The 24,236-nt window shown below is 70.5% G+C and carries 24 protein-coding genes; 5 read left to right on the top strand and 19 right to left on the bottom strand.

Annotated elements, in window-relative coordinates; genetic code table 11:
- Window positions 1-4: 4 nt before the first annotated feature.
- Window positions 5-757, bottom strand: a complete 753-nt coding sequence (locus tag N912_RS0101535; RefSeq protein ID WP_028921033.1) for an IclR family transcriptional regulator — start codon at window positions 755-757, stop codon at window positions 5-7.
- A 98-nt stretch (window positions 758-855) separates the two neighbouring features.
- Here N912_RS0101535 and N912_RS48820 point away from each other — a divergent pair, with 98 nt between their 5' ends.
- From N912_RS48820 to N912_RS0101520, 3 genes are all read left to right on the top strand, one after another.
- Entirely contained in the window at window positions 856-2,187 is a 1,332-nt protein-coding gene (locus N912_RS48820) for an MFS transporter (RefSeq protein WP_051579441.1), read from the top strand.
- On the top strand, window positions 2,184-3,434 hold the full coding sequence (locus N912_RS0101525) for a flavin-dependent oxidoreductase (protein WP_028921032.1): 1,251 nt from the start codon (window positions 2,184-2,186) through the stop codon (window positions 3,432-3,434). The genes N912_RS48820 and N912_RS0101525 overlap by 4 nt, the downstream gene beginning before the upstream one ends.
- Before the next feature lie 87 nt (window positions 3,435-3,521).
- Window positions 3,522-4,421, top strand: coding sequence for a hypothetical protein (locus tag N912_RS0101520; RefSeq protein ID WP_037062633.1), 900 nt, complete (start codon window positions 3,522-3,524; stop codon window positions 4,419-4,421).
- 47 nt (window positions 4,422-4,468) lie between these two features.
- Here the strand turns inward: N912_RS0101520 and N912_RS0101515 are convergent, their stop codons facing one another.
- From N912_RS0101515 to N912_RS48810, 6 genes are all read right to left on the bottom strand, one after another.
- Window positions 4,469-4,852: a RidA family protein gene (locus N912_RS0101515; RefSeq protein WP_211261106.1), complete on the bottom strand. Its 384-nt coding sequence runs from the start codon at window positions 4,850-4,852 to the stop codon at window positions 4,469-4,471.
- A gap of 9 nt (window positions 4,853-4,861) precedes the next feature.
- Entirely contained in the window at window positions 4,862-6,307 is a 1,446-nt protein-coding gene (locus N912_RS0101510; protein ID WP_028921029.1) for an aldehyde dehydrogenase family protein, read from the bottom strand.
- A 2-nt stretch (window positions 6,308-6,309) separates the two neighbouring features.
- On the bottom strand, window positions 6,310-7,776 hold the full coding sequence (locus tag N912_RS0101505; RefSeq protein WP_028921028.1) for an APC family permease: 1,467 nt from the start codon (window positions 7,774-7,776) through the stop codon (window positions 6,310-6,312).
- A 160-nt stretch (window positions 7,777-7,936) separates the two neighbouring features.
- Window positions 7,937-8,752 carry a maleylpyruvate isomerase N-terminal domain-containing protein gene (locus N912_RS48815; protein WP_037062631.1) on the bottom strand — a complete coding sequence of 272 codons (816 nt, stop codon included), beginning with the start codon at window positions 8,750-8,752 and terminating at the stop codon, window positions 7,937-7,939.
- Window positions 8,749-9,093: a TfoX/Sxy family protein gene (locus N912_RS0101490; RefSeq protein WP_028921027.1), complete on the bottom strand. Its 345-nt coding sequence runs from the start codon at window positions 9,091-9,093 to the stop codon at window positions 8,749-8,751. Before N912_RS0101490 ends, N912_RS48815 begins: the two co-directional genes overlap by 4 nt.
- A complete protein-coding gene (locus N912_RS48810; protein ID WP_037062629.1) occupies window positions 9,093-10,007 on the bottom strand; it encodes an alpha/beta fold hydrolase in 915 nt (304 codons plus the stop codon). The genes N912_RS0101490 and N912_RS48810 overlap by 1 nt, the downstream gene beginning before the upstream one ends.
- A 66-nt stretch (window positions 10,008-10,073) precedes the next feature.
- On the opposite strand from N912_RS48810, the gene N912_RS0101480 reads away from it, so the two are divergent.
- On the top strand, window positions 10,074-10,709 hold the full coding sequence (locus N912_RS0101480) for a winged helix-turn-helix transcriptional regulator (protein ID WP_028921026.1): 636 nt from the start codon (window positions 10,074-10,076) through the stop codon (window positions 10,707-10,709).
- A 1-nt stretch (window position 10,710) separates the two neighbouring features.
- Here the strand turns inward: N912_RS0101480 and N912_RS0101475 are convergent, their stop codons facing one another.
- The 5 genes from N912_RS0101475 to N912_RS0101450 form a co-directional block, all read right to left on the bottom strand.
- Window positions 10,711-11,118, bottom strand: coding sequence for a cupin domain-containing protein (locus N912_RS0101475; RefSeq protein WP_028921025.1), 408 nt, complete (start codon window positions 11,116-11,118; stop codon window positions 10,711-10,713).
- Window positions 11,119-11,235: 117 nt separating this feature from the next.
- Window positions 11,236-13,461, bottom strand: coding sequence for a catalase/peroxidase HPI (katG, locus tag N912_RS0101470; RefSeq protein ID WP_028921024.1), 2,226 nt, complete (start codon window positions 13,459-13,461; stop codon window positions 11,236-11,238).
- Between the two features lie 19 nt (window positions 13,462-13,480).
- A complete protein-coding gene (locus tag N912_RS0101465; protein ID WP_028921023.1) occupies window positions 13,481-13,915 on the bottom strand; it encodes a Fur family transcriptional regulator in 435 nt (144 codons plus the stop codon).
- 28 nt (window positions 13,916-13,943) lie between these two features.
- Window positions 13,944-15,251, bottom strand: a complete 1,308-nt coding sequence (locus tag N912_RS48805) for an MFS transporter (RefSeq protein WP_051579439.1) — start codon at window positions 15,249-15,251, stop codon at window positions 13,944-13,946.
- 551 nt (window positions 15,252-15,802) lie between these two features.
- Window positions 15,803-16,468, bottom strand: a complete 666-nt coding sequence (locus tag N912_RS0101450; RefSeq protein WP_028921022.1) for a winged helix-turn-helix transcriptional regulator — start codon at window positions 16,466-16,468, stop codon at window positions 15,803-15,805.
- A 138-nt stretch (window positions 16,469-16,606) separates the two neighbouring features.
- On the opposite strand from N912_RS0101450, the gene N912_RS0101445 reads away from it, so the two are divergent.
- Window positions 16,607-17,014 carry a tautomerase family protein gene (locus N912_RS0101445; protein ID WP_028921021.1) on the top strand — a complete coding sequence of 136 codons (408 nt, stop codon included), beginning with the start codon at window positions 16,607-16,609 and terminating at the stop codon, window positions 17,012-17,014.
- Between the two features lie 68 nt (window positions 17,015-17,082).
- Here the strand turns inward: N912_RS0101445 and N912_RS48800 are convergent, their stop codons facing one another.
- The 7 genes from N912_RS48800 to N912_RS48790 all read right to left on the bottom strand — a co-directional run bounded on the left by N912_RS48800 (window position 17,083) and on the right by N912_RS48790 (window position 24,229).
- On the bottom strand, window positions 17,083-17,865 hold the full coding sequence (locus N912_RS48800) for an IclR family transcriptional regulator (protein ID WP_051579438.1): 783 nt from the start codon (window positions 17,863-17,865) through the stop codon (window positions 17,083-17,085).
- Between the two features lie 112 nt (window positions 17,866-17,977).
- On the bottom strand, window positions 17,978-18,928 hold the full coding sequence (locus tag N912_RS0101435; protein WP_028921020.1) for a quinone oxidoreductase family protein: 951 nt from the start codon (window positions 18,926-18,928) through the stop codon (window positions 17,978-17,980).
- Window positions 18,928-19,797 (bottom strand): alpha/beta fold hydrolase, encoded by an 870-nt coding sequence (locus tag N912_RS0101430; protein WP_028921019.1) that lies wholly within the window; start codon window positions 19,795-19,797, stop codon window positions 18,928-18,930. The genes N912_RS0101435 and N912_RS0101430 overlap by 1 nt, the downstream gene beginning before the upstream one ends.
- Before the next feature lie 109 nt (window positions 19,798-19,906).
- Window positions 19,907-20,770, bottom strand: a complete 864-nt coding sequence (locus N912_RS0101420) for an alpha/beta fold hydrolase (protein WP_028921018.1) — start codon at window positions 20,768-20,770, stop codon at window positions 19,907-19,909.
- A gap of 14 nt (window positions 20,771-20,784) precedes the next feature.
- Window positions 20,785-22,056 carry a M20 family metallopeptidase gene (locus N912_RS48795; RefSeq protein ID WP_037062625.1) on the bottom strand — a complete coding sequence of 424 codons (1,272 nt, stop codon included), beginning with the start codon at window positions 22,054-22,056 and terminating at the stop codon, window positions 20,785-20,787.
- Complete coding sequence (locus tag N912_RS0101410) at window positions 22,053-22,997, bottom strand: DODA-type extradiol aromatic ring-opening family dioxygenase (RefSeq protein ID WP_028921017.1); 945 nt, start codon at window positions 22,995-22,997, stop codon at window positions 22,053-22,055. The genes N912_RS48795 and N912_RS0101410 overlap by 4 nt, the downstream gene beginning before the upstream one ends.
- Window positions 22,994-24,229, bottom strand: a complete 1,236-nt coding sequence (locus N912_RS48790) for an aromatic ring-hydroxylating dioxygenase subunit alpha (protein ID WP_051579437.1) — start codon at window positions 24,227-24,229, stop codon at window positions 22,994-22,996. The genes N912_RS0101410 and N912_RS48790 overlap by 4 nt, the downstream gene beginning before the upstream one ends.
- Window positions 24,230-24,236 lie beyond the last annotated feature (7 nt).

The raw sequence follows: 24,236 nt of genomic DNA, 5'->3' as shown, positions 1-24,236 counted from the left end.
GCCGCTACAGGTCGGCGGTGGCGGCTTCGGCCACCTTGATCACCACGGCGGCCAGCTCGGGCAGCCGGGACTGGGGGCATCGGGCGCTGGGGGCGGCCACCGCGAGGCCGGCGACCGCGCGGCCCGCCGCGTCCCGGACGCAGGCGCCGACGGCGAGGATGCCGCGTTCGCTCTCCTCCAGGTTGGTGGCGTACCCGCGACGCCGAACCGCAGCGAGCTGGCGGCGCAGTGCCGTCCGAGCAATCGGAGCGCCGCCCGGTGACGCCGGCAGGTCTCTGGGGTACAAAGACGTCAATTGCTCCGAGGAGAGCTCCGCGAGCAGTGCCTTGCCGCCCGACGTGACGTGCGCGGGCAGCAGCATGCCCACCCGGGAGCCGATCCGCAGCACGTGCGCGCACTCGACGCAGTCGACGAACCGGGCGCCGTTACCCTCCAGCACCATCAGGTGGCAGGTCTCGCCCAGCTCGGCGTGCAGCCGCTCCAGGTGCCGGTGCAGCACCACGCGCAGGTCCTGGGTGGACGGCCCGGGCAGCATCAGCCGTTCGAAGGCAGGGCCGGGGCGGTACGCCTTGTGGGCGTCCTGCACCGCGAAGTCCCGGTAGCTCAGCGCTCGGAGCAATCGGTGCGCTGTGGAGCGCGCCACGCCCAGGTGCTCGGCGGCGTCCACCACCCGGAGCCGGCGGCGCTCGGACAGCAGCAGCAACAGCCGGAGCACGTTGTCGGCCGACTCGATCGGATACCACGGCGTGTTACGCACAGAAGAATTGTAAGAGGCACAGATTCCGCCAGCTCGACGATTACGCATAGTTTCGGCTGGCCGAGCCCGGCCCGAGATGCTGTCCAGGGAGGCCTGCCGTGTCACAGCCGAGCCTTGACGTCCGCACCGAGCTCGACGAGGCCCCGCTGCGGCCCTTCCACTGGCTGCTCGTGGGCATGGTCGCGCTGGCCACCATGGCGGACGGCTACGACACGTTCATCCCGCCCTACATGATCCATTTCGTGGCCGAGCCGTGGGGCCTCTCGCACGCCGCCACCGGGTTCCTGGTCTCCTCCGGGCTGATCGGCTTCGGCATCGGCTCGCTCACCCACGGCGTGGTCGCCGACCGCATCGGGCGCCGCCCGACCCTCATCGCGGGCCTGCTGGTGACCGGCGTGTTCAGCGTGCTGACCGGCGCGCTGGCCACCTCGTTCTCCTCGTTCGTGGTGCTGCGGATGCTGACCGGGCTGGGCCTGGGCGTGCTGCTGCCGCTGGGCACCGCGTACGTCAACGAGTACCTGCCGCGCCGGGTGAACAACCGGCTGGCCGCGCTCGGCGGGACCGGGTTCGCGGTCGGCGGGGTGCTCGCCGCGGTGATGGGCGTCGCGCTGACCGACGAGGGCAACTGGCGGGCGCTGTACTACGTCGGCGGCGCCGCGGCCGTGCTCGGGCTGGTCTACCTGGTGGTCTTCCCGGAGTCGGCGGAGTTCCTGGTCGCCAAGGGTCGCCCGGAGCAGGCCGCCCGGCTGCTCGCCCGGATCCGCCCGGAGCGCGCCGAGCTGTACCGGTCGGCGGGGCTGACCATCGCCGCTCCCCCGCCGGCCCGCGACCTGCGGCTGGTGCTCGGCCCGACCTACCGGGTGCGCACGATCGCGCTCTGGGCGTCGTCGTTCCTGCTGCTGTTCACCGTGTACGGGCTGACCGGGTGGACGCCGCAGCTGATGATCCAGCGCGGCCACGGCTTCGTGATCGGCTACTCCTTCGGCGCGATCCTGCAGGTCATGTCGATCGTCGGCGCCGTCGTCGGCGGCCTCGTCGCGGACCGGTACCTGGGCGCGCGGCGGGCGCTCATGGTGTGGTGCGGGCTGGGCGTGGTCTCGGCGCTGGTGATGGCCTTCACCGGCGGCCTGGCCAGCAACGTGATCGCGATCGGCGCGGCCGGGCTGTTCCTGCTCGGCGGCCAGTTCCTGCTCAACAACGTGTGCGCGGTGACCTACCCGGTGCAGGCCAGGGGCACCGGCGAGGGCCTGATGCTCGGGGTCGGCCGCGCCGGCGGGATCCTCGGCCCGTACCTGGGCGGCGGGCTGCTCGGCGCGTTCGGCGGCACCTCGGTGCTGTTCGTCGCGGTCGCCGTGGCCGCGGCGCTGGCGGTGGTCAGCGTCTCGTTCGTGACCGCCCGTACCCCGGCCGCGCAGGGTGTCACCGCATGACGCAGGTGGCGATCATCGGCGGCGGCATCGGCGGGCTCACCCTCGCGCTGGAATTGCACGTCGCCGGCATCGACTGCAAGGTGTTCGAGGCGGTGGAGCGGCTCGGCACCGTCGGCGTGGGCATCAACGTGCTGCCGCACGCCACCCGCACCCTGTCCAGGCTGGGCCTGCGCGACGAGCTGGCCTCGGTGGCGGTCACCACCCGCGAGCACGTCTTCTACAACCGCTTCGGCCAGCACATCTACTCCGAGCCGGCCGGCCGCTACGCCGGGTACGAGTGGCCGCAGTTCTCCGTGCACCGGGGCGACCTGCAGGAAGTGCTGCGCCGCGCGGTCCGCGCAAGGCTCGGCGAGCACGCGGTGGTGACCGGTCACCGCTGCGTGTCGTTCGAGGAGTCCAACGGCGCCGTGACCGTCAGGTTCGCGCTGCCCGACGGCGGCCGTACCAGCCACCGGGCCGATGGCGTGGTCGGCTGCGACGGCGTGCACTCCGCGGTCCGCCGGCAACTGCACCCCGACGAGGGCGACCCGGTGTACTCGGGGGTGAACATGTGGCGCGGCGTCACCGTCTGGCCGCCGCTCCTGACCGGCGCGAGCATGGTCCGCGCCGGCTGGCTGACCACCGGCAAGCTGGTCGCCTACCCGATCCGGGACCGGGTCGACGACCGGGGCCGGCAACTGCTCAACTGGGTGTTCGAGATCGAGACCCCGCGCCACGCCGACCGCGACTGGAACCGGGCCGGGCGCATCGAGGACTTCCTGCCCGCGATCGCCGACTGGCGCTTCGACTGGCTGGACGCCCCCGAAATGATCACGGCGGCGGACCTGGTCCTGGAGTACCCGATGGTCGACCAGGACCCGCTGCCGTGGTGGGGCGCCGGCCGGGTCACCCTGCTCGGCGACGCCGCACACCCCATGGTCCCCCGAGGCTCCAACGGCGCCGGCCAGGCCATCCTGGACGCGACGGCCCTGGCCACCGCGCTGCGCACGCACACCGACGTGGCCACCGCGTTCGCGGTGTACGAGCGCGAGCGCCGCCCCGCGACCGCCGCCGTGGTCCACGCCAACCGCGCCAACCCCCCGGACGCGATCCTGCGCGAGGTCTACGAACGCACCCGCGACCGCCCGTTCCGCCGCATCGAAGACGTGATCACCGTCGCCGAACTGGAAGACATCACCAACGGCTACAAACGCACCGCCGGCTACTCCCTCGATGCGCTGCGGAATTCGGCGACAGAGAAGGACTGACTCACACTATTTGCCCGCCCCGACAGGGTAGGTTCGGCGCCTGGCGCGCGCCGAGATATGCGTGCGACGAAATGGGGAGTCGGAACCATGTCGACGACGGACGCATACGCCGCAAGCCCTCTCCCCTGGTCCGGTGAGCTGCCTCTATCGGTGGCGCGGGCGATCCGTTGGTGGTACGTCTGGATCGTTCCGGCGGCGATTCTGGTTGCGCTGGCTCTGGCAACGCCCATGGCCAGGGACAAAGCGACCCGTGAGCTGGACACTACGACACTCGTCATCGGCGTGCTGTTCTTCGGGGCGCTCTCGTGGGCGGTCCTGTCCTACGTGGTGCGCCGGTTCCAGCGGGGGCGGGGCTGGGCGGTGTTGACGCTCGCGGGGCTCTGGGGCGCGGCGATGATTCCCACGCTGGACGTGGTCGGCAGCCTGGTCGAGGACGTCTGGCAGCTGGTCACCGCGGGTACGGTCGGGCGCCTTATGATCATCTGTGCGATCGCGCAGATGGTCGCCGGCCTCGGCGCCACCTGCCTGTCGCTCACGACCGAGGCGCGCGGGTACCTCGCCGAATGTCGGACCGCCCGGCTGGCCATGCGCCCCACTCCCGGTCCGGCACCGACTCCGTTGCGGCTGGCCTACACGGCGTGGTATCTCGCTGCGGCGAGTCACGGAGTTGCCTGGCTGGTGGCCGTTCTCGCCTTCGGCTTTCTGGCGCGAGCCGTAGCTGATCCCGTCGGTTGGGTGTTGGGGCCGGGCCTGGCGCTCGGCATTGCGTTCGGCGCCCGATATCTCTCGTTCGGCTCGAAGGTGGCGCGGCGCTGGCTTGTCGCGCTGGGCGCGCTCGTCGTGTTTCTCTCCTCGAGACGATTCGACGGCGTCCCCGCCCACGTCTCCGTCATGGCCGGTCTCATCATCGCGGCCGTCGTCGCCGGAGCCGTGCTGAGCTATCTCCCCGCGAGCCGCACCTACCTCCACTCGGCTCAACCGCGCTAACCCGTGAGTGGTTAGCGTTGCTATGACAACGCTAACCACTCACGGGTTCAGCGGGCGGCGGTCACCTGGATCTCGACCAGGAAGTCGGGGTGTGCCAACCGCGCTTCGACGCAGACGCGCACCGGCGGGTTGTCCGGGTCGACCCATTCGTTCCAGATCTCGTTGTGCTCGGCGAACGTGTCCATGTCCGCCAGCCACACCTGCGCCGAGAGGATCTTCGACTTGTCGGTTCCCTCGCTGGCGAGCAGCTCGTCGATCCGCTGCAGGACCTTTCTCGTCTGGGTACGGACGTCGTCGTCCGGGTTGGGCGGCAGCGTGACGATGCCGGCCAGGTAGACGGTGTCGTTGTGGGTGACGACCTGGCTGATGACCGGCCCCGGAGCAGCGGCTTTGATGTCTCCGACCATGAAGTGCTGACGCGTGATCGCCATGCCTGAAATCTAGTACCCGTAGTGCATCCAGACGGACTTGGTCTCGGTGTAGGCGTCGATCGCCCACGGGCCCATCTCGCGGCCCCAGCCGGACGCCTTGTACCCGCCCCACGGCGCGGCCATGTCCGGGATCGGGGGCATGTTCACGAAGACGGCGCCGGCCTTGATCCCGGCGGACAGCCGGTGCGCGGTCTTGATGTCGCGGGTCCACACGGTGGCGGCCAGGCCGTACTCGGTGTCGTTCGCGCGGGCGATCAGGGCGGCCAGCTCGTCGTCGTCGGAGTAGCTGGTCACCGCGAGCACCGGGCCGAAGATCTCCTCGTGCATGATCGTCATGTTGTCGTCGACCCCGGTGAACAGCGTCGGCGAGTAGAAGTAGCCGGCGCCGTCGGCCCGGTGGCCGCCGGTGACGACCTCGGCGCCCTGCTCGCGGCCGACGCTGACCAGCCGGTCCACGTGCCCGAGGTGCTTCTCCGAGACCAACGGCCCGAGCTGGGTGGACTCGTCGAGCCCGGGTCCGATGCGCAGCCCGTCGAGGCCGGCGGCCATCTTGTCCACGAACTCCTGCTCGCGGCGCTTGTCGACGTAGAACCGGGTGTACGCGGCGCACACCTGGCCGGTGTTGAGCGTCGAGCCGGCGAGGTTGCCGCCGACGGCGGTGTCGATGTCCGCGTCGGCGGCGATCACGCTGGGCGCCTTGCCGCCGAGCTCCAGCGTCAGCCGCTTCAGGTTGGACTCGGCGCTGGCCTTGGTGATCAGCTTTCCGGTGGCGGTCGAGCCGGTGTAGGAGATGTGGTCGACGTCCGGGTGCGAGCTGAGCATGGCGCCCACCGAGCCGTCCCCGGTGACCAGGTTGACCACGCCCTTCGGCACGCCCGCCTGCTCGACCAGCTCGACCAGCCGGATGCTGGTCAGCGGGGTGACCTCGCTGGGCTTGATCACGACGGTGTTGCCGGTGGCCAGCGCGGGCGCGAGCTTCCACGCGAGGATCATCAGCGGGAAGTTCCACGGGGTGACCAGCGCGTTCACCCCGATCGGCTCGCGGCGGGTGTAGTGCAGGGTGTCCGGGAACGAGATCGGGTTCGTGGTCCCTTGGATCTTGGTGACCCAGCCGGCGTAGTAGCGGAAGTGCTCGGCGGCGCCGGTCGCGCTGACCTGCCGGGAGATGCCGATCGGCTGGCCCTGGTCGCGGGTCTCCAGGGTGGCCAGCTCGTCATGATGCTGGTCGATCAGGTCGGCGATCTTGAACAGCAGCGCGGCGCGCTGGACGGGCAGCATGCCGGCCCACTCAGGGTTGCCGAGGGCCCGGCGCGCGGCCGCGACGGCGGCGTCCACATCGGACCGGGACGCGCTGGTGACCTCCTCGATGACCTCCGCCGTGGCCGGGTCGTGGGTCGCGATGGCGCCGCCACCGCCCTCGGTCCACTCTCCGTCGATGTGCAGGCGCGTGGCCACTGTCAGCTCCCTCCGGGTTGGTCATGGATCGGGTCGCGCTCCAGGTCGGTGCGCAGCGCCTGGTAGGTCGACGGGCGGTTGGCGCGCAGCCAGGACGCGGTGCCGAGGCCGGCGAGCACCACGAGCAGCAACAGCCACGGCAGCTGGGCGATGATCGGGTTGTCGGACCCGGCCAGCGCGGAGAAGTTGGCGATGGCCAGCGACACCACGATCGCCAGCCCCAGCGCGCCGAGCCCCGGGGCGACCAGCGTCTGCCAGTAGCGGGGGTCGGCGACGCGGCGGAAGTACACCACTATCGCGATCGCCGCCAGCAGCTGCAGGGTGAGGATGCCCAGCGTGCCGAACCCGGTCATGCTCGCGGTGAGCGCGGCCACCGGGTCCAGGCCGGCCGCCCGGTAGACCAGCGCGACCACCGTGGCGAACGTGAGCTGCACGATCGCGGCGGTCTGCGGCGAGCCGTTGCTCGAACGGGTCCGGCCCAGCGCCCGGGGCAGCACGCCGGCGCGGCCGAGCGCGTAGAGGTACCGGGTCGCGGAGTTGTGCAACGCCAGCAAAGCCGCGAACAGGCTGACCACCAGCAACAGCCGCATCACCGTGGTCAGCGCGCCCCCGAGGTAGTCCTGGGAGATGGAGAACACCAGGTCACCCGCTGACAGGTGGGCGGCGGAGACGTCCTGCGCCTGCCGCACCCCGACCGCGCTGACGATCGCCCAGGTGGTGAACGCGGCGAACAGCCCGATGAACCCGATCGCGATGTAGGTGGCCCTCGGGATCGTCCGGTCGGGCTGCCTGGCCTCCTCGCTGAACAGCGCCGTCGCCTCGAAGCCGATGAACGCGTTCGCGGCGAACAGCAGCGCCAGCCCGAGCGCGCCGGTGAACACCACCGACGGGTGGAACGCCTCGATTCCGAACCCGTGCCTGACCAGCACGCTGACGTCCATCACCAGCAGGATGGACACCTCCAGCACCAGGCAGACGCCGAGCACCTTGGCGCTGAACCCGATCCCCCGCCGGCTGAGCACGAACGCCAGCACCGCCGACACCACGCTCCAGACGATCCAGTCCAGGTCGATCCCGAAGATGTCCTTGAACGCGGCCGCCGTGAAGAACCCGCTGGTGCCGACGGCGCCCGCGACGAAGCAGTTGTAGCCGAGCATCGCCACGAACCCGGCGACCAGGCCCATCGTGTTGCCCAGCCCCTTGACCACGAACGCGTAGAACCCGCCCGCGTTGGTCAGCACCCGCGACATCTGCGCGTACCCGACCGCGAACAGCAGCAGCACCACCATCGCCGCCACGAACGCCCCGGCCATCCCGCCGCCGTTGCCCAGCGCGATGCCGATCGGCGCGATCACCACCATCCCGGTCAGCGGCGCCACCGCCGCCAGCACCAGGAACACGATGCCCGGCACCCCGAGCACGTTCTTCGCCAGCGAGGTCCGGTGCTCCGCCGGGTCGGGTTGGCTCATCTCGCTCCTCCGCCCGCCGCCGTGCGCGGGATCGTCCCGCGACCGTCCGGGCGAGTATTGCCCCCGCCGGCTCCGCACCGCTTGCACCGGCGCGCACGGCACTATGCCAACGGCGCATCGTCGTCGGCCGAACACCCGACGGCAGGGCACCCAACGGTGTCTACGGAGGGCTTGTGACGGCGAGCATGCGGGTGAGCTTCCACGGCCGAGGACCCCAGGCCGCGAGCTTGCGTTCGAGAAGCGGTTTCCATATTCCTTGTCGGCGGATGAACAGCAGCAGGAAGGCCGAGGGGTCAATGGAGATATAGGCGTCGACGTCACGCGCGCCGGCCGCGTCGAGCGTCAAGGAACCGTCGTTGAAGACCATCAGCGTGCGTCGGCCTCCGCGCAGGCGCAGTTCGATGCGGGCCCGGAAGGACTCGGCCTTCTGCTGGTCCAGAAAGGCGGCGGGCGGCAGGGCCGCGATCAGCGGAAGCGCGAAGCCGTCTATCGCGAGCACGGCGTGGTCACGCCGTATCGGCCACCGGCGGCCGGTGGCTTTGGCGATGTCGTGGCCGTGGACCAGGCATTCCTCCAGCAGGTGACACGCCACCGCCGACGCGGGCAGGCGGGTACCTTGCAGCCAGCTGACGGTGGTTGATTGCGAACGCGACGCGACGTCGTCGAAGTCGCCGGCGAGCGCGGCGATGCGATCCGCGAGTGCCGCCGGGTCCCGTTCGCCGTCCTCGGCCAGCAGCTTCGCGGTGGCCTCGGCTATTCCCGCCTTCGTCACCACCGCATCCGGGACCGGCCTTCCGGCAATGGTGTCGGCATCGGCACGAAAGACATGGGACAGGTGAGCCGCGACATCGCCCACCGTCCACGTACCGACCGAAGCGGAGTTGGAGTCCGGGACGCCGCGCACCAGTTCGACGAGGCCGGGGACGACGTCGCGCAGCGCCGCGCGAGCCTGGGCCATCGTGTCGGTGTCCGTCATCGACGTGACCTCTTGTCGGGAGCGCTTGCCGCACCGGCCGCGCCGATGGCGACCCATTGGGCCAGCTCGCGCTCGGTGCGCAGGTCATCGCCGTCGACGTGCAGCCAGCCCTGGATCGCTCGGCCCTTCATCTCCATCGGCCGCGCGTTGGTGGTCGCGAGGAGATCGTCGACGCGCGCGGGGTCGGCCCGTACCAACAGGCCGCCTTGGCTGCTGGCCGCCACCGCCATCTTGCCGGCGACGAGGAAGGCGAGCCCGCCGAACATCTTCTGCTCGGTCACCGGCGAGCCGTCCATCAGCAGCTCCCGGACACGGTCGGCCAAGTGCACGTCGTAGGCCACTACGACGCTCCCCCGCGAGCCGGGGGCGTGCGTCGCCCGCCGGGGGCGAACCGCCAGTCGCGGATCGCGGCGACGAACTCCTCGGGCGCGTCTGACTCCGTGTAGAGGCCGGCGCCCTCGACGATCACGGTCTTGTGGTCGGGGAAGGTCGTTTCCAGACGTTCGCGCTCCTGGGGGCGGAAGGCGATGTCGGCATCACCCCACATGATCAGTGTCGGCAGGTGGGCAAGGTCGGCAAGGCCGGCCTCAACCTCGGCGAAGAACGCCCGGCTGGCGAGGACCCGGCCGGGGAACACGGCGCAGGCCTGGCGTCGTTCGGGGGTGTCCAGCGCCCGGCGGTAGTGGATCATCTCGGCCGCGGTCAACTTCCGCCGTCGGTGGCCCGCGGGCATGAACCAGTTGACGAGAACGTTGAGCCGCCGGACCAGGAAGCGGAACGGGGGTCCGCCGATGATGCGACCGAACCACTCGAAGTGGAACACCCCGTTGACCGGCCAGGCCCAGGTGTTCGCGAGCACCAGCCGATCGAAGACGCCCGGCCGACGTTGCACGGCGGCCAAGCCGATCATGCCGCCCCAGTCCTGCCCGACCAGCGTGGCCCCCTCGAGGCCGAGCTTGTCGACGAACTCGGTCACCACGTCCGTGTGATCCTCGGGCAGGTAACGGTAGCCGGGCTTAGGCGTCGACAGCCCGAAGCCCGGGTAGTCGAGGGCGATGCAGCGGAAGTCGTCGCGCAGTGCGCGGATCACGTCGCGCCAGAGGAACGACCACGTCGGGTTGCCATGCAGGAACAGCAGTGTGGGGCCCGACCCCTCGTCGACGTAATGCACGGTGTGCCCGTCGATGTCGATGAAGCGGCTCTCGAACGGGAACAGGTCGTCGTCGACCCACGCAGGCCTTCCCGCGGCGGCCATGATCGCACCCCTCTCGTCGGTCCGCTAGATATTGTCAGGGAAGCTTGAGATTGTAAAGTAACTGGAATGAGTCGAAGCTACGGCCAGTACTGCGGTCTCGCCCGGGCGCTCGACGTCGTGGGCGACCGGTGGAACCTGCTGATCGTCCGCCAGCTCCTGATGGCTCCCGCCCGCTATCGCGAGCTGCTCGACGGCCTGCCCGGCGTGGCCACCAACCTGCTCGCGGACCGGCTCCGCGACCTCGAGGCCGCCGGGGTGGTCGAGCGGCGGCTGGCCGAGCAGGGCAACGCCGTCGAGTACGCCCTCACACCGTGGGGCGCCGAACTGCGGGAACCTGTCGAGGGCCTGATCCGCTGGTCCACGCCGCTGATGGTGCGCGGACCGGGCGGCGACCACTTCCGCGCCGAATGGCTCGTGCTACCCCTCTCGGCCCTGCTCACCGGCAAGGCGGCCGCACGCCGGTCCTCGACGGTGGGGATCGGGGTCGACGGCGCGCTGGTCCAGGTGCGGACGACGCGCTCGGGCACCGAGGTGAGCCCGCACGACGGCCGCGATCTCGACGCCGTCGTGCGCGCCGATGCACCCGTCGTCCTCGGGCTGGCGGCGCGTGTGCTCGCCCTCGACGACGTCCGTGGGAGCGTCCACATCGAAGGCGACGAGGCCGCCGTGCGAACCGTCTTCGACTCCCCGCCGCGGTCTTGACTCAGGCGTACGAGGGGGGATGTTCCCGGAACCACTCGACGACGCTCGGCATGTGGGACTCGAACGCTCCGGGCGCGAAGATGTTCAGCACGGCGGCCGGCTCGTCGCTTCGGTTCTCGAAGTCGTGGGTGACGCCGCCGGGCACGAGCACGAACGTCCCGACCGGCGCGTCCGTCCACTCGTCGCCGACGAGCACGGACATGACGCCCTCGGTCACGATGAACACGTCGTCCTCGGGGTGGCTGTGTGCGCCAGGGCCCGCGCAGTGCGGTTCGAGCCGCCACGTCGAGATCGAGTACGCGCCGGCCGTCTCGGCGCCGTCGGCCTTGAAGGTGGCGCGGATCTTCGGCATGTCGTAGCGGCGGCCGCCTTCGGGCGGCAGGACGATCGGCTGGCGTTCGGTGCTCACGGCTGGTGACGGTACGCCCGGCCGAGGCGGGCGGGCTTGGACGAATGGGAACACGAACGATGCCCGGGCCGGCCGCCGCGGTGGGCGACCGACCCGGGCATCGGGGTCAGGCTCGGATCAGCGCAGGTCGTACCGGTCCAGGTCCATGACCTTGGCCCACGCGGCCACGAAGTCGCGCGCGAACTTCTCCTTGGCGTCGTCGCTGGCGTAGACCTCCGCGACGGCGCGCAGCTCGGAGTTCGAGCCGAACACGAGGTCGACGCGGCTGCCCGTCCACTTGACCTCGCCGGTGGCGCGGTCGCGGCCCTCGAAGGCCTCCGCCTCGTCCGAGGTGGGCCTCCACTCGGTGCCCATGTCGGTCAGGTTCACGAAGAAGTCGTTGGTCAGCGACCCCGGCGTCTCGGTGAACACGCCCTGCTTGGAGCCCCCGTGGTTGGCGCCGAGCACCCGCAGGCCGCCGACCAGCACGGTCATCTCGGGCGCGCTCAGGGTGAGCAGGTTGGCCTTGTCGATGAGCAGCGCCTCGGCGGGGAGCGGGTTGCCCTTGCCGAGGTAGTTGCGGAACCCGTCGGCGGGCGGCTCCAGGTAGGAGAACGACTCGACGTCGGTCAGCTCCTGGGTGGCGTCGCCGCGACCCGGGCTGAACGGGACCTCGACGTCGATGCCGGCGGCCTTGGCGGCCTGCTCGACACCCACGTTGCCGGCCAGGACGACCACGTCGGCGAACGAGACCCGCTTGCCGCCGGCGGCGTTGAAGGACTCCTGGACACCCTCCAGGGTGCGGAGTACGGGCGCGAGCTTGTCGGGCTCGTTGACCTCCCACCCGATCTGCGGCTGCAGGCGGATGCGGCCGCCGTTGGCGCCACCGCGCTTGTCGCTGCCCCGGAACGACGAGGCGGCGGCCCACGCGGTGGAGACCAGCTGCGACACCGACAGGCCGGACTCGGCGATCTTCGCCTTGAGGTCCGCGACCTCCGCCGGGCCGACCAGCTCGTGGTCCGGCTTGGGGATCGGGTCCTGCCAGAGCAGCACCTCGGACGGGACCTCGGGGCCGAGGTAGCGGTCGACCGGGCCCATGTCGCGGTGGGTCAGCTTGTACCAGGCGCGGGCGAACGCGTCGGCGAGCTGGTCCGGGTTCTCCAGGAAACGCCGCGAGATCTGCTCGTAGATCGGGTCGAACCGCAGCGACAGGTCCGTGGTGAGCATGGTCGGGAGGTGCTTCTTGGACGGGTCGTAGGCGTCCGGGATGATCGCCTCGGCGTCCTTGGCCACCCACTGGTTCTTCCCGGCCGGGCTCTTGGTGAGCTCCCATTCGTAGGCGAACAGGTTCTCCAGGAAGTTGTTGCTCCACCGGGTCGGCGTCGTGGTCCAGGTGACCTCGAGGCCGCTGGTGATCGCGTCCGGGCCGACGCCGGTGCCGTAGCCGTTGCGCCACCCGAGTCCCTGCTCCTCCAGCGGGGCCGCCTCCGGGTCGGTGCCGAGCTTGTCCTCCGGGTGCGCGCCGTGGGCCTTGCCGAAGGTGTGCCCGCCGATGATCAGCGCGGCGGTCTCCTCGTCGTTCATCGCCATCCGGCCGAAGGTCTCGCGGATGTCGCGGGCCGCGGCGATCGGGTCCGGGACGCCCTCCGGGCCCTCCGGGTTGACGTAGATCAGGCCCATGTGGGTCGCGCCCAGCGGCTTCTCCAGGTCGCGGCGCTCGCCGCCGGTGATGCGCACGTTGCTGCCGAGCCACTCGGTCTCCGAGCCCCAGTAGATGTCGGCCTCGGGCTCCCAGGCGTCCACCCGGCCGCCGGCGAAGCCGAACGTCTTGGCGCCCATCGACTCCAGCGCCACGTTGCCGGTGAGCACCAGCAGGTCGGCCCAGGAGATCTTGCGGCCGTACTTCTTCTTGACCGGCCACAGCAGCCGGCGGGCCTTGTCCAGGCTGACGTTGTCCGGCCAGCTGCTCAGCGGCGCGAACCGCTGCTGGCCTGAGCCGGCGCCGCCGCGACCGTCGCTGACCCGGTAGGTGCCGGCGGAGTGCCAGGCCATCCGGATCATGAGCCCGCCGTAGTGCCCGAAGTCGGCGGGCCACCAGTCCTGCGAGGTGGTGAGGACCTCCGCGATGTCACGCTTCACGGCGGCCAGGTCGAGGGTCTTGAACTCCTCGGCGTAGTCGAAGTCCTCCCCCATGGGGTTCGTGACGGGGGTGTTCTTGGCCAGGATCTTCAGGTTGAGCCGGTTCGGCCACCAGAAGCGGTTGGGGTCGCCCTGGGTCGGGTGCGGGACGCGTCCGGCCGAGACCGGGCAGCCTCCAGCCTCTGCCGTGGTCTCGGTGGCACCGGCGTGAGGACTGTCAGACACGGGAATTCCTTTCAAGTGCTCAGGAACTGGCTGTGGTGGTGGAACAGTCGGGACACAGGCCCCGGTAGACGACCTCGGCCTCGTCGATCACGAAGCCATGATCGTCGGACGCAGTCAAGCAGGGTGCGTCACCCACCGCGCAGTCGACATCGGCGATGGCTCCACACGAGCGGCACACGACGTGGTGGTGGTTGTCCCCCACCCGCGACTCGTAGCGCGCCACCGACCCCGGCGGCTGGATGCGCCGCACCAGGCCGGAGTTGGTCAGCGCGTTCAGCACGTCGTACACGGCCTGGCGGGACACCTCGCCGAGGTCCGTCCGCACCGCGCCGATGATCGAGTCCGTGTCGGCATGCGGATGCTCGTACACGGCCGACAGCACCGCCACCCGAGGACGCGTCACACGAAGGGAGACCTCCCGCAGCATCCGTTCGAGGTCCGAGGTCGTTGGCACGCACGGAAGCATGGACCAGTTTCTGGAATCAATCAAGTTTTCGAGCGGATCCGTTTCCGCCGGCGTTGATCAGCAGCAGCGACACGGCGCTGACCAGGCCGGCCCCGACCAGGTACAGCGAGATCGGCCAGCTCGCGCCGCCGGCCATCGCCAGCAGCGCGGCCGCCAGGAACGGGGACAGCCCGCCGCCGAGCACGGAGCCCAGTTGGTAGCCGAGTGACGCGCCGCTGTACCGGACGTCGATGCCGAACAGCTCGGTGATCAGCGCGGCCAGCGGCCCGAACACGGCTGCCGAGCCGAAGTAGCCGACGGCCATCGCCAGTACGACCAGGGCCGGCTGGCGGGACTCCATCAGCCAGAACAGCGGGAAGGCGTAGACCGCGAGGAACGCCGCCCCGCCCAGCATGACCGGGATCCTCCCGACCCGGTCGGAGAGCCGGGCGAACATCAGGATGCCCGCGATGTGCGCGACCGCGCCGACCAGGCTCCCGGTCAGCACGACGTCGCGCGCCATGCCCAGCGACTGCGTGGCGTAGGACAGCGTGAACGTGGCCAGGATGAAGATGAACGTGTTGAAGCCGAAGTTCACCCCCGCGCTGAGCAGCACGTTGTGCCACGAGGTGCGCAGCAGCGCCACCAGCGGCAGCCCGGGAGCGGTCGTGCCGCGCTCCCGCATCCGCTGGAACTCCCGGCTCTCGTCCAGCCGCAGCCGGATGTACAGCCCGACGCCCACCAGCAGCAGGCTGGCCAGGAAGGGCAGCCGCCAGCCCCAGTCCAGGAACGCCGGCCCGGACACCCAGGTGGCCAGCGAGAACGCCCCGGTGGCCAGGACCAGCCCGATCGGCGACCCCAGGAACGTCCAGCTGCCGTACCAGCCGCGACGGCCCGGTGGCGCATGCTCGACGGCCATCAGCACGGCCCCGCCCTGCTCACCGCCGAGAAAGAACCCCTGCACCACCCGCAGCGCGACCAGCAGCGCCGGCGCCCACACCCCGATCGAGCCGTATCCCGGCAGCACCCCGATCAGCGCCGTGCACACCCCCGTCGCCACCAGGGTGAGCACCAACATCGACCGCCGCCCGACCCGATCGCCGAAGTGGCCGATCACGATCGCCCCCAGCGGCCGGGCGAAGAACCCGGCGCCGAAGCTCGCGAACGCGAGCAGGGTGCCGATGCGCGGATCGCTCTTCGGGAAGAACACCGTGTTCAACGCGACCGCCGACGCCGTACCGTAGATCAGGAAGTCGTACAGCTCCACGGCCGTCCCCACCGAGCTGGCAAAAGCCGCCCTGGTCGGCGACGTACGAACCTCGACGTCCCCCTCATATTGGTCCACCTCGCCACCCTCCGACCCGCCGGCGGCAAGTTTCACACACCATGTCCGCTCAGTGCCATGTGCTGTAGTCCAGGCAGCGACCGACCAAGAAGGGTATCTGGGGATAGCCCTTGGACATCACCACGACGTGATCGATCGCCATCCGTAGATGATTCAGGGGCATGCGTTGCTCGTTGGGACCAGGGCGGTCGTCCTGGGACAACACCCAATAGGCACCCCTACCACAGTGGGTCGGGAACTCGCCGCTCGCGGTCGGCGTGTTGGTTTCTGGCCATTGTGCTACCAACTGTCCACCGAGGGCGAGAGCTAGTCGTTCGAACACAAGAATGGCTTTGTAACCCATGGGGACACGACGATGGAAGTCGTCAGTCTTCTGGTAGTCGCGGAAGTCGCCGGCGGGCCAGGCCCTGCCCCATCTTCGGCATGAGGACATCAGCAACCAAAGCGTCCGGTCAGCGCCGAGCGTGAAGGGATCGAGGCCATCCGCCGGCCAGTCCCAACTTATGTCGGTCGGCGGTAACGCCCTCGCGCTTTCTGACAACGCAACTCACCTAGGCGGGTGCGGGCAGTGGGAACAGTCCGAGCGCGCGCTGTACTACGGTCCGGTTGCCGGTCAGCTCCAGTGCCCCGCTCGCCTCCGCCTCGGCGAGCGACAGGCGACCGGTGACCAGAGCGGAGAGCGTGTTGGGGTCGGTCAGCAGTGCGGCGTCCGTGCCGGCGGGTGCGACGTCGGCCCGCTTTGCGTCGAGTGCTCCGTTGTCAAAGCTGAGCCGGAACCAGCTTTCGTTGAGACGCAGTGCGATGCTCGCGCGAAACCCGCGCGCCTCGGCTGGGTCGAACATCGTCCGCAGCTCCAATACCACGGAGTCGATGCCGATCGGGGCGTCGGCGCGCATGCCGGGCGAGCGACTGCTCCACTTGGCCAGCGCGAGCACCACCGGCTCGACCTCGGCGCCCCACTCGGTCAGTTCGTAGACCCAGGAGGCGGCGGGCGCGGCGAGTCGGCGGCGGCTCACGATGCCGGCTTCGGTCAGCTCGCGCAGCCGCTGGGTGAGCATGTCGGCGCTGACCCCGGGCAGCCCCGCACGCAGGTCGGTGAACCGCTTGGGCCCGAGCAGCAGCTCGCGCACGACCAGCAGCGCCCACCGCTCCCCCACCAGGTCGAGCCCGTGTGCGACCGCGCAGCCGTCGTTGTCGTACTTCCGTCTGCCCACCACATGACCACGCTACCAGCAGAGATCGGATAACCAAGCCTGACTAGTTGGAATTTCCAACTATTATGTTGTAGTGTCCAACTCACTACCTGGCACGCCGGTCGTGGCGGTCAGGGAGAGCCGAAGAGGAGATGACTCGAAATGCCAGTCATGCTGGTCGAGGCCCCCGAAGGGGTAGCCCAGGATGCCAAGCGGAAGCTGATGAAGGACCTCGATGAGGCGCTCGGCGAGGCGTACCCGGTTCCGGACACTCGCATCTGGCTACGCGAGTACCCGGCCGAGAACGTGGCCCAGGACGGGCGGATCGGCGCCGAGCCGATCCGCCCGGTGTGCTTCCTCGAGGCACCGGAGCTGTCCAGCCTGGACGCCAAGCGCAAGCTGGTGGAGAAGATCCACACCGCGGTCGGCGAGGCCTACCAAGGCATCGCGAACACCGACGAGACGCTGATCCTGATGAACCACTACCCGCTGCACGACGCGGGTTGGATCGGACGCCTGCAGTCGGACCGGCCAGAGGTCGTTGCGGCAATCCAGCAGCTCAACAGCTGACCCACCACCGGCCGGGCCGCACCGGACTCGAAGCTCGGTGCGGCCCGGCTGGTCAGCTCGGCCCGTGGTCAGTCGGCGGAGAGGGTGGCGATGGTTTTGGTGATGCGGCGGCTGACCATGCCGAGCAGGCCGGCGTACTTTGCGACGTCGGCACGGAAGACGGGGGCGGTCACGGACAGGGCGGCCATGGTGGTTCCGGTGGTGCTTACCAGCGGGATGGCGACGCTCAGGTAACCGGCGCGGGTCTGTTCACGCTCGACGGCGTAGCCGAGCTCGCGGGCGCGGGCCAGCTCCTGGAGGAGCAGGCCGGGGGCGCCGACGGTCTGGGGGGTGACGCGCTCGAACGGCATGGCGAGCACCTCGTCCAGGAGCTGGCGGGTGCCGAAGGCGAGCAGGACCTTGCCGGTGGCGGTGCAGTAGAGCGGCATTCGGCCGGCCACTCTTGACGGGCGGCTGACCTGGCCGTGGCCGGACACCTTTTCCAGGTAGAGGACTTCGAGGCCGTCCACGACCGCGAGGTGGATCGTCTCGTTCGTGGCGTGGTAGAGGTCCTCCATGTACGGGCGGGCGGCCTCGCGGAGGATGCGCTGGCGGGGAACCCGCTGGCCGATCTCGAACAGGCGCATGCCGAGCCAGTAGTCGGAGCCTCGGCGTTCCAGGACGCCCCAGCGCAGCAGTTCCTGGGCGAGCCGGTGCACGGAGGCCTTCGCGACGCCGGAGCGGCGGGCCAGCTCGGACAGGCTCAGGTGCTCGTCGTCGGGGCCGAACGACTCGAGGATGAGCTGCACCTTGCCCAGCACGCTGTTCTGTTCGGCGTCAGGCCGGTCGGGGCGGGTGGGTGCGGCGGTCATCGAAGCAGACTCGGCGGGCGCGCCGATCCGGTCAACGGATCCGTCTCGTTGACCGGAACGGCGGCCATCGGAAGCCGTGAGTGGCAATAGGCGCTGTAGCACCCATTGCCACTCACGGGGTCAGGACGGCGCGGCCTCGGATCTGGCCGGCGCGCAGGTCGTCGAGGGCTCGCGCGGCGTCGGCGAGGTCGAAGCGTTGCACGTCGAGGTGCAGTTCGCCGGCGGACAGGCGGCGCACCAGGTCGGCGGACACCTCGCGGGCCCGGCGCTCTCGGCGGATCATGTTCAGCGGCAGCAGCGCGACGTCGTCGAGCAGCCAGGACGGCAGGTCGACGGTCAGCCGGGGGCCGGCGACGTAGCCGATCACCACGGCGCGGCCACCCTGGCGGACCCAGCGTGAGCGGTTGACCAGGTCGGCGCCGCCGAGGGTGTCGACCAGCAGCGTCGCCGACCGGCGCTCGGCCAGTTCGGCCACGGCGTCGGGGGACGATCCGTCGACCGGCTCGACGCCTTTCGGGACCCGGGCGAGCTGTTCGGGCCAGCCGACCACGCCGGTGACGGTGGCGCCGGCGGCCAGCGCGAGCTGGGCCACCATGGACCCGACGGCGCCGGCCGCCCCGGCCACGATCACCTCCTCCCCCGCCTGGACCCTGGCCACGTCGTGCAGCGCGACGTAGCCGGTGGTCGCGGGGACGAAGAAGGTGGCGGCCACGTCCGGGGGCAGCGGCGCGGGCAGCCGGGTCACGGCCTTGGCGGGCACGCTGACCCGCTCGGTCCAGCAGCCGTCGCGGAGCAGGCCGAGCCCTCCGCCGCGCAGCATCACCTGGGTGCCTTCCGGCAGGTCGTCGGGGCTACCGTCGAGGACAACGCCGGCACCTTCGACGCCGCCGGTGTACGGCAGGTTCGGGCGCATCGCGAACTCGCCGCCGGCGATCGTGGCGTCCAGGTGCCCGACCGCGCCGGCCCGCACCTCGACCAGCACCTCGCCCTCGGCCCGGACCGGCTCCGGGACGTCCTCGACGACCGGTGCGGCGCCCCACTGGTGGAACCGCGCGGCCCGCATCAGGCTGTGCCGGACTGGCCGGACTTGGCCAGGAAGTCCAGGCTGATCGGGTTGTACCTGTCGGCCTGCTCGTGCTGCGGCCAGTGCCCGCACTTCTCGAACAGCTCCAGCTGGGAGCCGGCGATGGCCTCGTGCATCCGGTTCGCCTCGGGGACCTCGCCGAACGGGTTCTGGCGGCCCCAGATGATCAGCGTCGGCTGGGTGATCCGGGCCAGGTCCTCGGGGCGCAGCAGGTTGCGCTGGCGGGTCTCCATGTCCTGCAGGGACAGCAGGTTGTCCACGTTGGCCACGAAGTCGGGGTGGTGGTAGATCGCGTGGCGGACCTCGACCAGCTCCTCGGTGGCGTCGGCGTCGTCGGCCATCAGCAGGCGCAGGCGCTTGCGGGTCAGCTCGACGTCGTCGCTGGACACCGCCTGCTTGGTGCTGTTTCGGATGCGGTCCATCACCTCGGGGTTGGCCACGGTGCCGCCGGCGCAGAGCAGCTGCAGGCTGATCACCCGCTCGGGGTTGTCGATGGCGAGGCGGGCGCCGACCCAGCCGCCCAGGGACTCGCCCACGATGTGCGCGCGTCGGACGCCGACCGCGTCCAGGTAGTCGATCAGGTGGGCCACGTAGTCGGCGATCTCGTAGCGGCGGTCGGGCTTGCCGGTGTAGCCGTGGCCGAGCATGTCGATCGCGTGGCAGTCGTAGCGCTCGGCGTGCGACACGATGTTGCGGGTGAACGCCTCCAGGTGCCCGCTGGTGCCGTGCAGGAACACCACGGCCTCGCCGGTCGACGGGCCCGCGCGCAGCGTGCGGGTCCGTACCCCGCCGGCGTCGACGTACTCCAGCCGGAACGCGGCGGGGGTCAGTTCGGTCCAGATGGTCAACTCTCGCTCCTCTGGTTGATTCGATGCACCTGGGTGTTGCTGCGGGCGGCGAGCTTGCGCACCACAACGCCGGCGGCAACCGCGAGCACGACGAGCAGCAGCTTCTTCTTCATCGGGCGCGTTCCTCGGCGTCGAGCGAGTTGAGGAACCCGGTGACCACGGCGTGGAAGGCGTGCGGGCGCTCCTCCTGCAGGTGGTGGGAGACGTGGTCCATGACGTGCAGGTTCCCGTTCTGGACCATGCGCGCGAGCATCAGCGGGTAGTCCGGGGTCAGGAAGGCGTCGTGCATGCCCCAGATGAACAGCGCCGGCGCCTGGACACGGCCCAGCTCGTCGGTCAGGTCCTGCCAGTCGCCGCGCGGCGAGTCGGACATCGCGGCCAGCTCACGCTCGCCGGGGTCGAGGCTCTGCTCGTAGCGCAGGTCCAGGGTCTCCTCCGGGAGCTTGGCGCCGTCGTACCACTCCAGCCTGGTGATGAGCTGGCGCATCTTCTCCCTGGTCGGGCCGTCGTCGCCGTAGTAGGCGTCGCGGGCGTTGCGGCCCCGGCGGGCGCCCTCGGGCAGGGGTGCGAGCGGTCCATAGAACACCGGCATGCTGCCGGTCACCACCAGCGAGCGGACCCGGTCCGGGTACTTGGCGGCCAGGTTGAGCGCGATCGTGCCGCCCCAGGAGTTGCACACGAAGTCGGCCCTGGCCACGCCCAGCTCGTCGAGCAGGGCGACGGTCTTGGCGGCGTGGAAGTCCCACATCGGGCCGGTGATACGGCACTTCTCGGACTTGCCGTACTGCAGGATGTCCACCAGCAGGCAGCGGCGGTCGGCGGCGAACAGCGGGGCGACCGGGCCGAAGTCGGTCCATCCGGTGCAGCCGGGGCCGCCGCCGTGCAGGAACACGGTGTCCTGGCCGGTGCCCATCTCGAGGTAGTGGTAGGTGACGCCGTCGGCGGTGGCGTAGCGGCTCTCGGGGGGTTGCATGCTGGCCTTTCTGGTCATTCGGTGATGGCGAGGGTGGTCCGGGCCAGCACCTCGCAGAGCCGGCGCATGTCGCGCACGTCGACGGTGTTCATGCCCCGGGAGAAGTCGACGTCGAACTCGTCGGAGCTCACCTTGGGCATGCCTACGCGGGCGGTCGGGATGCCCCGCGCGCGCAGGATGTTGGCGTCGGTGGCGCCGCTGTTGTCCGGGACGGGGCGGTGTGGCGCGCCGTTCGCCCGCTCCCAGGCGTCGATGGCGGCGCGCACGATCGGGGCGTCCGGCGGGGTGTGCGTGCCGGGGATGGCAAGCACCATCTCGCAGCCGAGATCGACGCCCAGGTCCGCGCCCAGTTCGGCCACGTAGGACGCCAGCTCGCGCTTGGTCTCGATCGGGGTGACGCCCGGAGCGATCCGCATGTCCAGCCGGAGCCGACAGGCCGCCGGGGTCACCGCGAGCATCCGCTCCCAGCCGCCGGCGATCGAGCCGATCACGCCCTGTGGCGCGGCGGTGTCGGTGCGGTGCCGGTCGGGGTAGTCGGCCAGCCAGCGTTCCAGCCGGGTGACCACCTCGGCGGCGGTGACGATCGGGTTGCGGTACGGCAGCCGGTGGCGGCTGCCGACGTAGGTGTGGATGCCGGGCACGGTGATCTCGAACCAGCACAGCCCGACCTCCTCGTGCGCGACGAAGTCGCCGGGCTTGGCGATCACGGCGTGGTCGGTGTGCCAGCCGCGTTCCAGCAGGAACGAGCAGCCCACGCCCTGGCCGGTGTTCGCGCGGGCCGGGTAGCCGTCCGCCTCGACGGCGTTGGTGGGCATGCCGCCGGCGCCGAACGCGACGACCACGTCGCCGGCCAGCTCCGGGCGGACCGCGCCGAGCGCCTCGGCGAGCACCAGGATGCAGGCGGCGTGGCCCTTCGGGTTGCTCGCGCCAAGGCCGGACACGAACGGCCCCTCGTCACGGGCCTCGGGGAGCATGTCCGGGCGCAGGTGGTCGCCGATCCACGGCACGTCCAGCTCGGGCTGGCCGGTGGTGAGGGTGTCGATCGGGGCGTAGAGCATCAGGTCGGGACCCCGGCCGGTGCCGCGCAGCCGGCCCACCGCGTTCGCCTGGTGCTCGTCGAGGTGCTGGGCCTGCGCGTCGAAGCCGGCGGCGGTGAGCCGGTCGGCCAGCCAGTGCGCGAGCGGCGCCTCCCGCCCGGTCGGGCTGGGGATCGACGCCACTTCCCTGGCCGCCGCCCGCAGCCGCGCCTCGGTGACCTGCCCCATCAGCTTGTCTACGGCGGTCATGAGGACAGAGCCGGTTCGATCAGCGCGACCCCCATCCCGGTGAGCCACTCCGGCATCTCCGCGTAGGCCAGCTTCCGGCCGGGGGCGAACCCGAGCGCGGACGCCATGGTCAGCCAGGTGCGCATCTCCTGGCCGCCGTTGCCGGCCAGCCGCTCCAGCTCGGCGGTGTCCAGGTCCAGGTAGCCCGCCAGCTCGCCGGCCTCGAGCGCGGACAGGAACCTCTCGTCGAACTCCGGGAAGATCAACGGCCGGGCGGCGGTGATGATCTCGCGGCGGCGGTCGTTGTAGCGCTGCCAGTCGCCCCGGCCGTTGAGCCACGCCTCGACCAGGAACTCCTCGTCGTCGCCGTGCGGGTCGCGCCAGTCCGACGGCCAGGGCAGCTGGTGGGACATCCCGCCCGAGGCGATCACCGCGACCCGCCGGTCGCCGGGCATCTCGGCGATGGCGGCGGCCAGATTGCGGCCCAGCTCGGCGCACCTGTCCAGCCGGGGCAGCGGCGCGGCGAACACGTTAATCACGACCGGCACGACAGCAACATTCACGTCACGCAGCACGTACTGGATGGCGTGGGTCTGGCCGTGGTCGATCTGCAGCCGGGCGGAGATGGCCACCTCGGTGCCCCGGTCCGTCAGCTCCGACGCCAACGCCTGCGCGAACGCCGGGTCGGCCTTCTGCGGCCCCTCCGGGGTGCCGGCCTCCCCCGCGCCGATCACCTCGCCCACGCCGAGCGTGAACGCCGGGATCAGGTCCAGGTAGAAGCCCCGGAAGTGGTTCGACCCGATGATCACGGCCACGTCCGGCTCGGCCGCCGCGACCGCGTCCCGCGCGGCGTCCAGACCGGCCCGGAACCGCTCGGCCCGCTCGGTGTGCACCACCTTGTCCCAGTGGGTGTTCATCAGCGTGGAGTGCGACGCCCCGACGCCGAGCACGATCCGGCTCATGAGCGCGCCCCGTTCTTGGTCAGCGCCGGGGTCGGCTCGATGCCCTGCTCGCGCAGCCTGGCCGCGCGCTCCTCGGTCAGCTCCTCGACGAGCTTGCGCCACCGCAGCAGCGAGTCGTCCGGCCGGTACAGCCGCTCCGGCGGCGCGTCGGTCAGCTCCACCATCCATTTGTCCTGCGCGGAGAACTGGCCGTGGAACAACCACCGGACGAACCCGAGGTATTTGAAGTAGAACGGCACGGTGTTGAGCCCTTCCTCGAAGTTCGCCATCACCCCGACATACAGGTGATTGTCCGAATCGATGGGCACGTAGAACTCGTAATGGATGAACGTCGGATAGACGATCCGCAGCACGCCGGGCATGGTCACCGAGGCGAACCCGGGAAACTCCTGCGCGGCGATCACCGGGTTCACCTCGCGGTGGCTGCCCACGTTGCCGATGTTGGCGACCTTCTTCGGCGGCTTGAGCTTGTACCAGGCCTGGTTGCTCCACCTGCCGAGGCCGGGGAAGTCGGCGTCCCAGTGCTGGGCGTCCTGCACCCGGTAGATCCACCGGCCGCGGCGCACGATCCGGGTCTCGTTCCACACCGGCATGGCCTTGAACATCCGCCACAGCGAGGTGCGGTGCAGGTACTTCGCGTGGCCCTCGTCGTAGCCGTTCTCGCAGGCGAAGCGCCAGTTGCCCTCGCGCGGCTGGATGCGGGACCCGACCACCGCCGGGTTGCCCACCAGCTCCTCGGGAAGCTGCTCGTCGATGGGCGGGGCGTCCTCGCCGTCGCCGACGAACACCCAGACCATGCCCAGCCGCTCGGCCACCTCGTAGGTCGGCTGCACGACCTTGCCGCAGATCGGCGACTCAGGCCCGTCGGTGATCGCCGCGCGCAGCTCGCCGGACTCCAGATCGAACGTCCAGCCGTGGTACGGGCAGGAGATCGTGCCGGGGAACTGCTGGTTGCCCTCGCTGAGCGGCACACCCCGGTGCGGGCACCTGTCCTTCAGCGCGTACGCGGTGCCCCGGTCCCTGATCAGGACGATTCGCTCACCGACCAGCGTGATGGCCTTCGGCTTTCCGGTGAGCTGTGAGGAATAGCAGACCGGATACCAGTAACCGCGAAATCCGGTGGCGGCCGCCTGGTAGTTCGGCCACGTCGACCAATCCTGCCGGCCGGGCAGTTTCCCGAGCCGGGACGGGCGACGACGCGGGGTGGTGCGTTCCCCGCTCGATACGCTCATGACCGCT

The organism is Actinospineispora acaciae DSM 45401 (assembly GCF_000620785.1).
Lineage (GTDB): Bacteria > Actinomycetota > Actinomycetes > Mycobacteriales > Pseudonocardiaceae > Pseudonocardia > Pseudonocardia acaciae.
The sequence above is the reverse complement of the archived record's forward strand: the minus strand, read 5'-3'. Positions and strand labels throughout refer to the sequence as shown.

Bases quoted from the DNA above. Each gene is read 5' to 3' on its own strand.
- N912_RS0101525 (WP_028921032.1), top strand. From the start codon at position 2,184: ATGACGCAGGTGGCGATCATCGGCGGCGGCATCGGCGGGCTCACCCTC.
- N912_RS0101520 (WP_037062633.1), top strand. From the start codon at position 3,522: ATGTCGACGACGGACGCATACGCCGCAAGCCCTCTCCCCTGGTCCGGT.
- N912_RS0101515 (WP_211261106.1), bottom strand. From the start codon at position 4,852: ATGGCGATCACGCGTCAGCACTTCATGGTCGGAGACATCAAAGCCGCT.
- N912_RS0101505 (WP_028921028.1), bottom strand. From the start codon at position 7,776: ATGAGCCAACCCGACCCGGCGGAGCACCGGACCTCGCTGGCGAAGAAC.
- N912_RS48815 (WP_037062631.1), bottom strand. From the start codon at position 8,752: ATGACGGACACCGACACGATGGCCCAGGCTCGCGCGGCGCTGCGCGAC.
- N912_RS48810 (WP_037062629.1), bottom strand. From the start codon at position 10,007: ATGGCCGCCGCGGGAAGGCCTGCGTGGGTCGACGACGACCTGTTCCCG.
- N912_RS0101480 (WP_028921026.1), top strand. From the start codon at position 10,074: ATGAGTCGAAGCTACGGCCAGTACTGCGGTCTCGCCCGGGCGCTCGAC.
- N912_RS0101445 (WP_028921021.1), top strand. From the start codon at position 16,607: ATGCCAGTCATGCTGGTCGAGGCCCCCGAAGGGGTAGCCCAGGATGCC.
- N912_RS48800 (WP_051579438.1), bottom strand. From the start codon at position 17,865: ATGACCGCCGCACCCACCCGCCCCGACCGGCCTGACGCCGAACAGAAC.
- N912_RS0101435 (WP_028921020.1), bottom strand. From the start codon at position 18,928: ATGCGGGCCGCGCGGTTCCACCAGTGGGGCGCCGCACCGGTCGTCGAG.
- N912_RS0101420 (WP_028921018.1), bottom strand. From the start codon at position 20,770: ATGCAACCCCCCGAGAGCCGCTACGCCACCGCCGACGGCGTCACCTAC.
- N912_RS48795 (WP_037062625.1), bottom strand. From the start codon at position 22,056: ATGACCGCCGTAGACAAGCTGATGGGGCAGGTCACCGAGGCGCGGCTG.
- N912_RS0101410 (WP_028921017.1), bottom strand. From the start codon at position 22,997: ATGAGCCGGATCGTGCTCGGCGTCGGGGCGTCGCACTCCACGCTGATG.
- N912_RS48790 (WP_051579437.1), bottom strand. From the start codon at position 24,229: ATGAGCGTATCGAGCGGGGAACGCACCACCCCGCGTCGTCGCCCGTCC.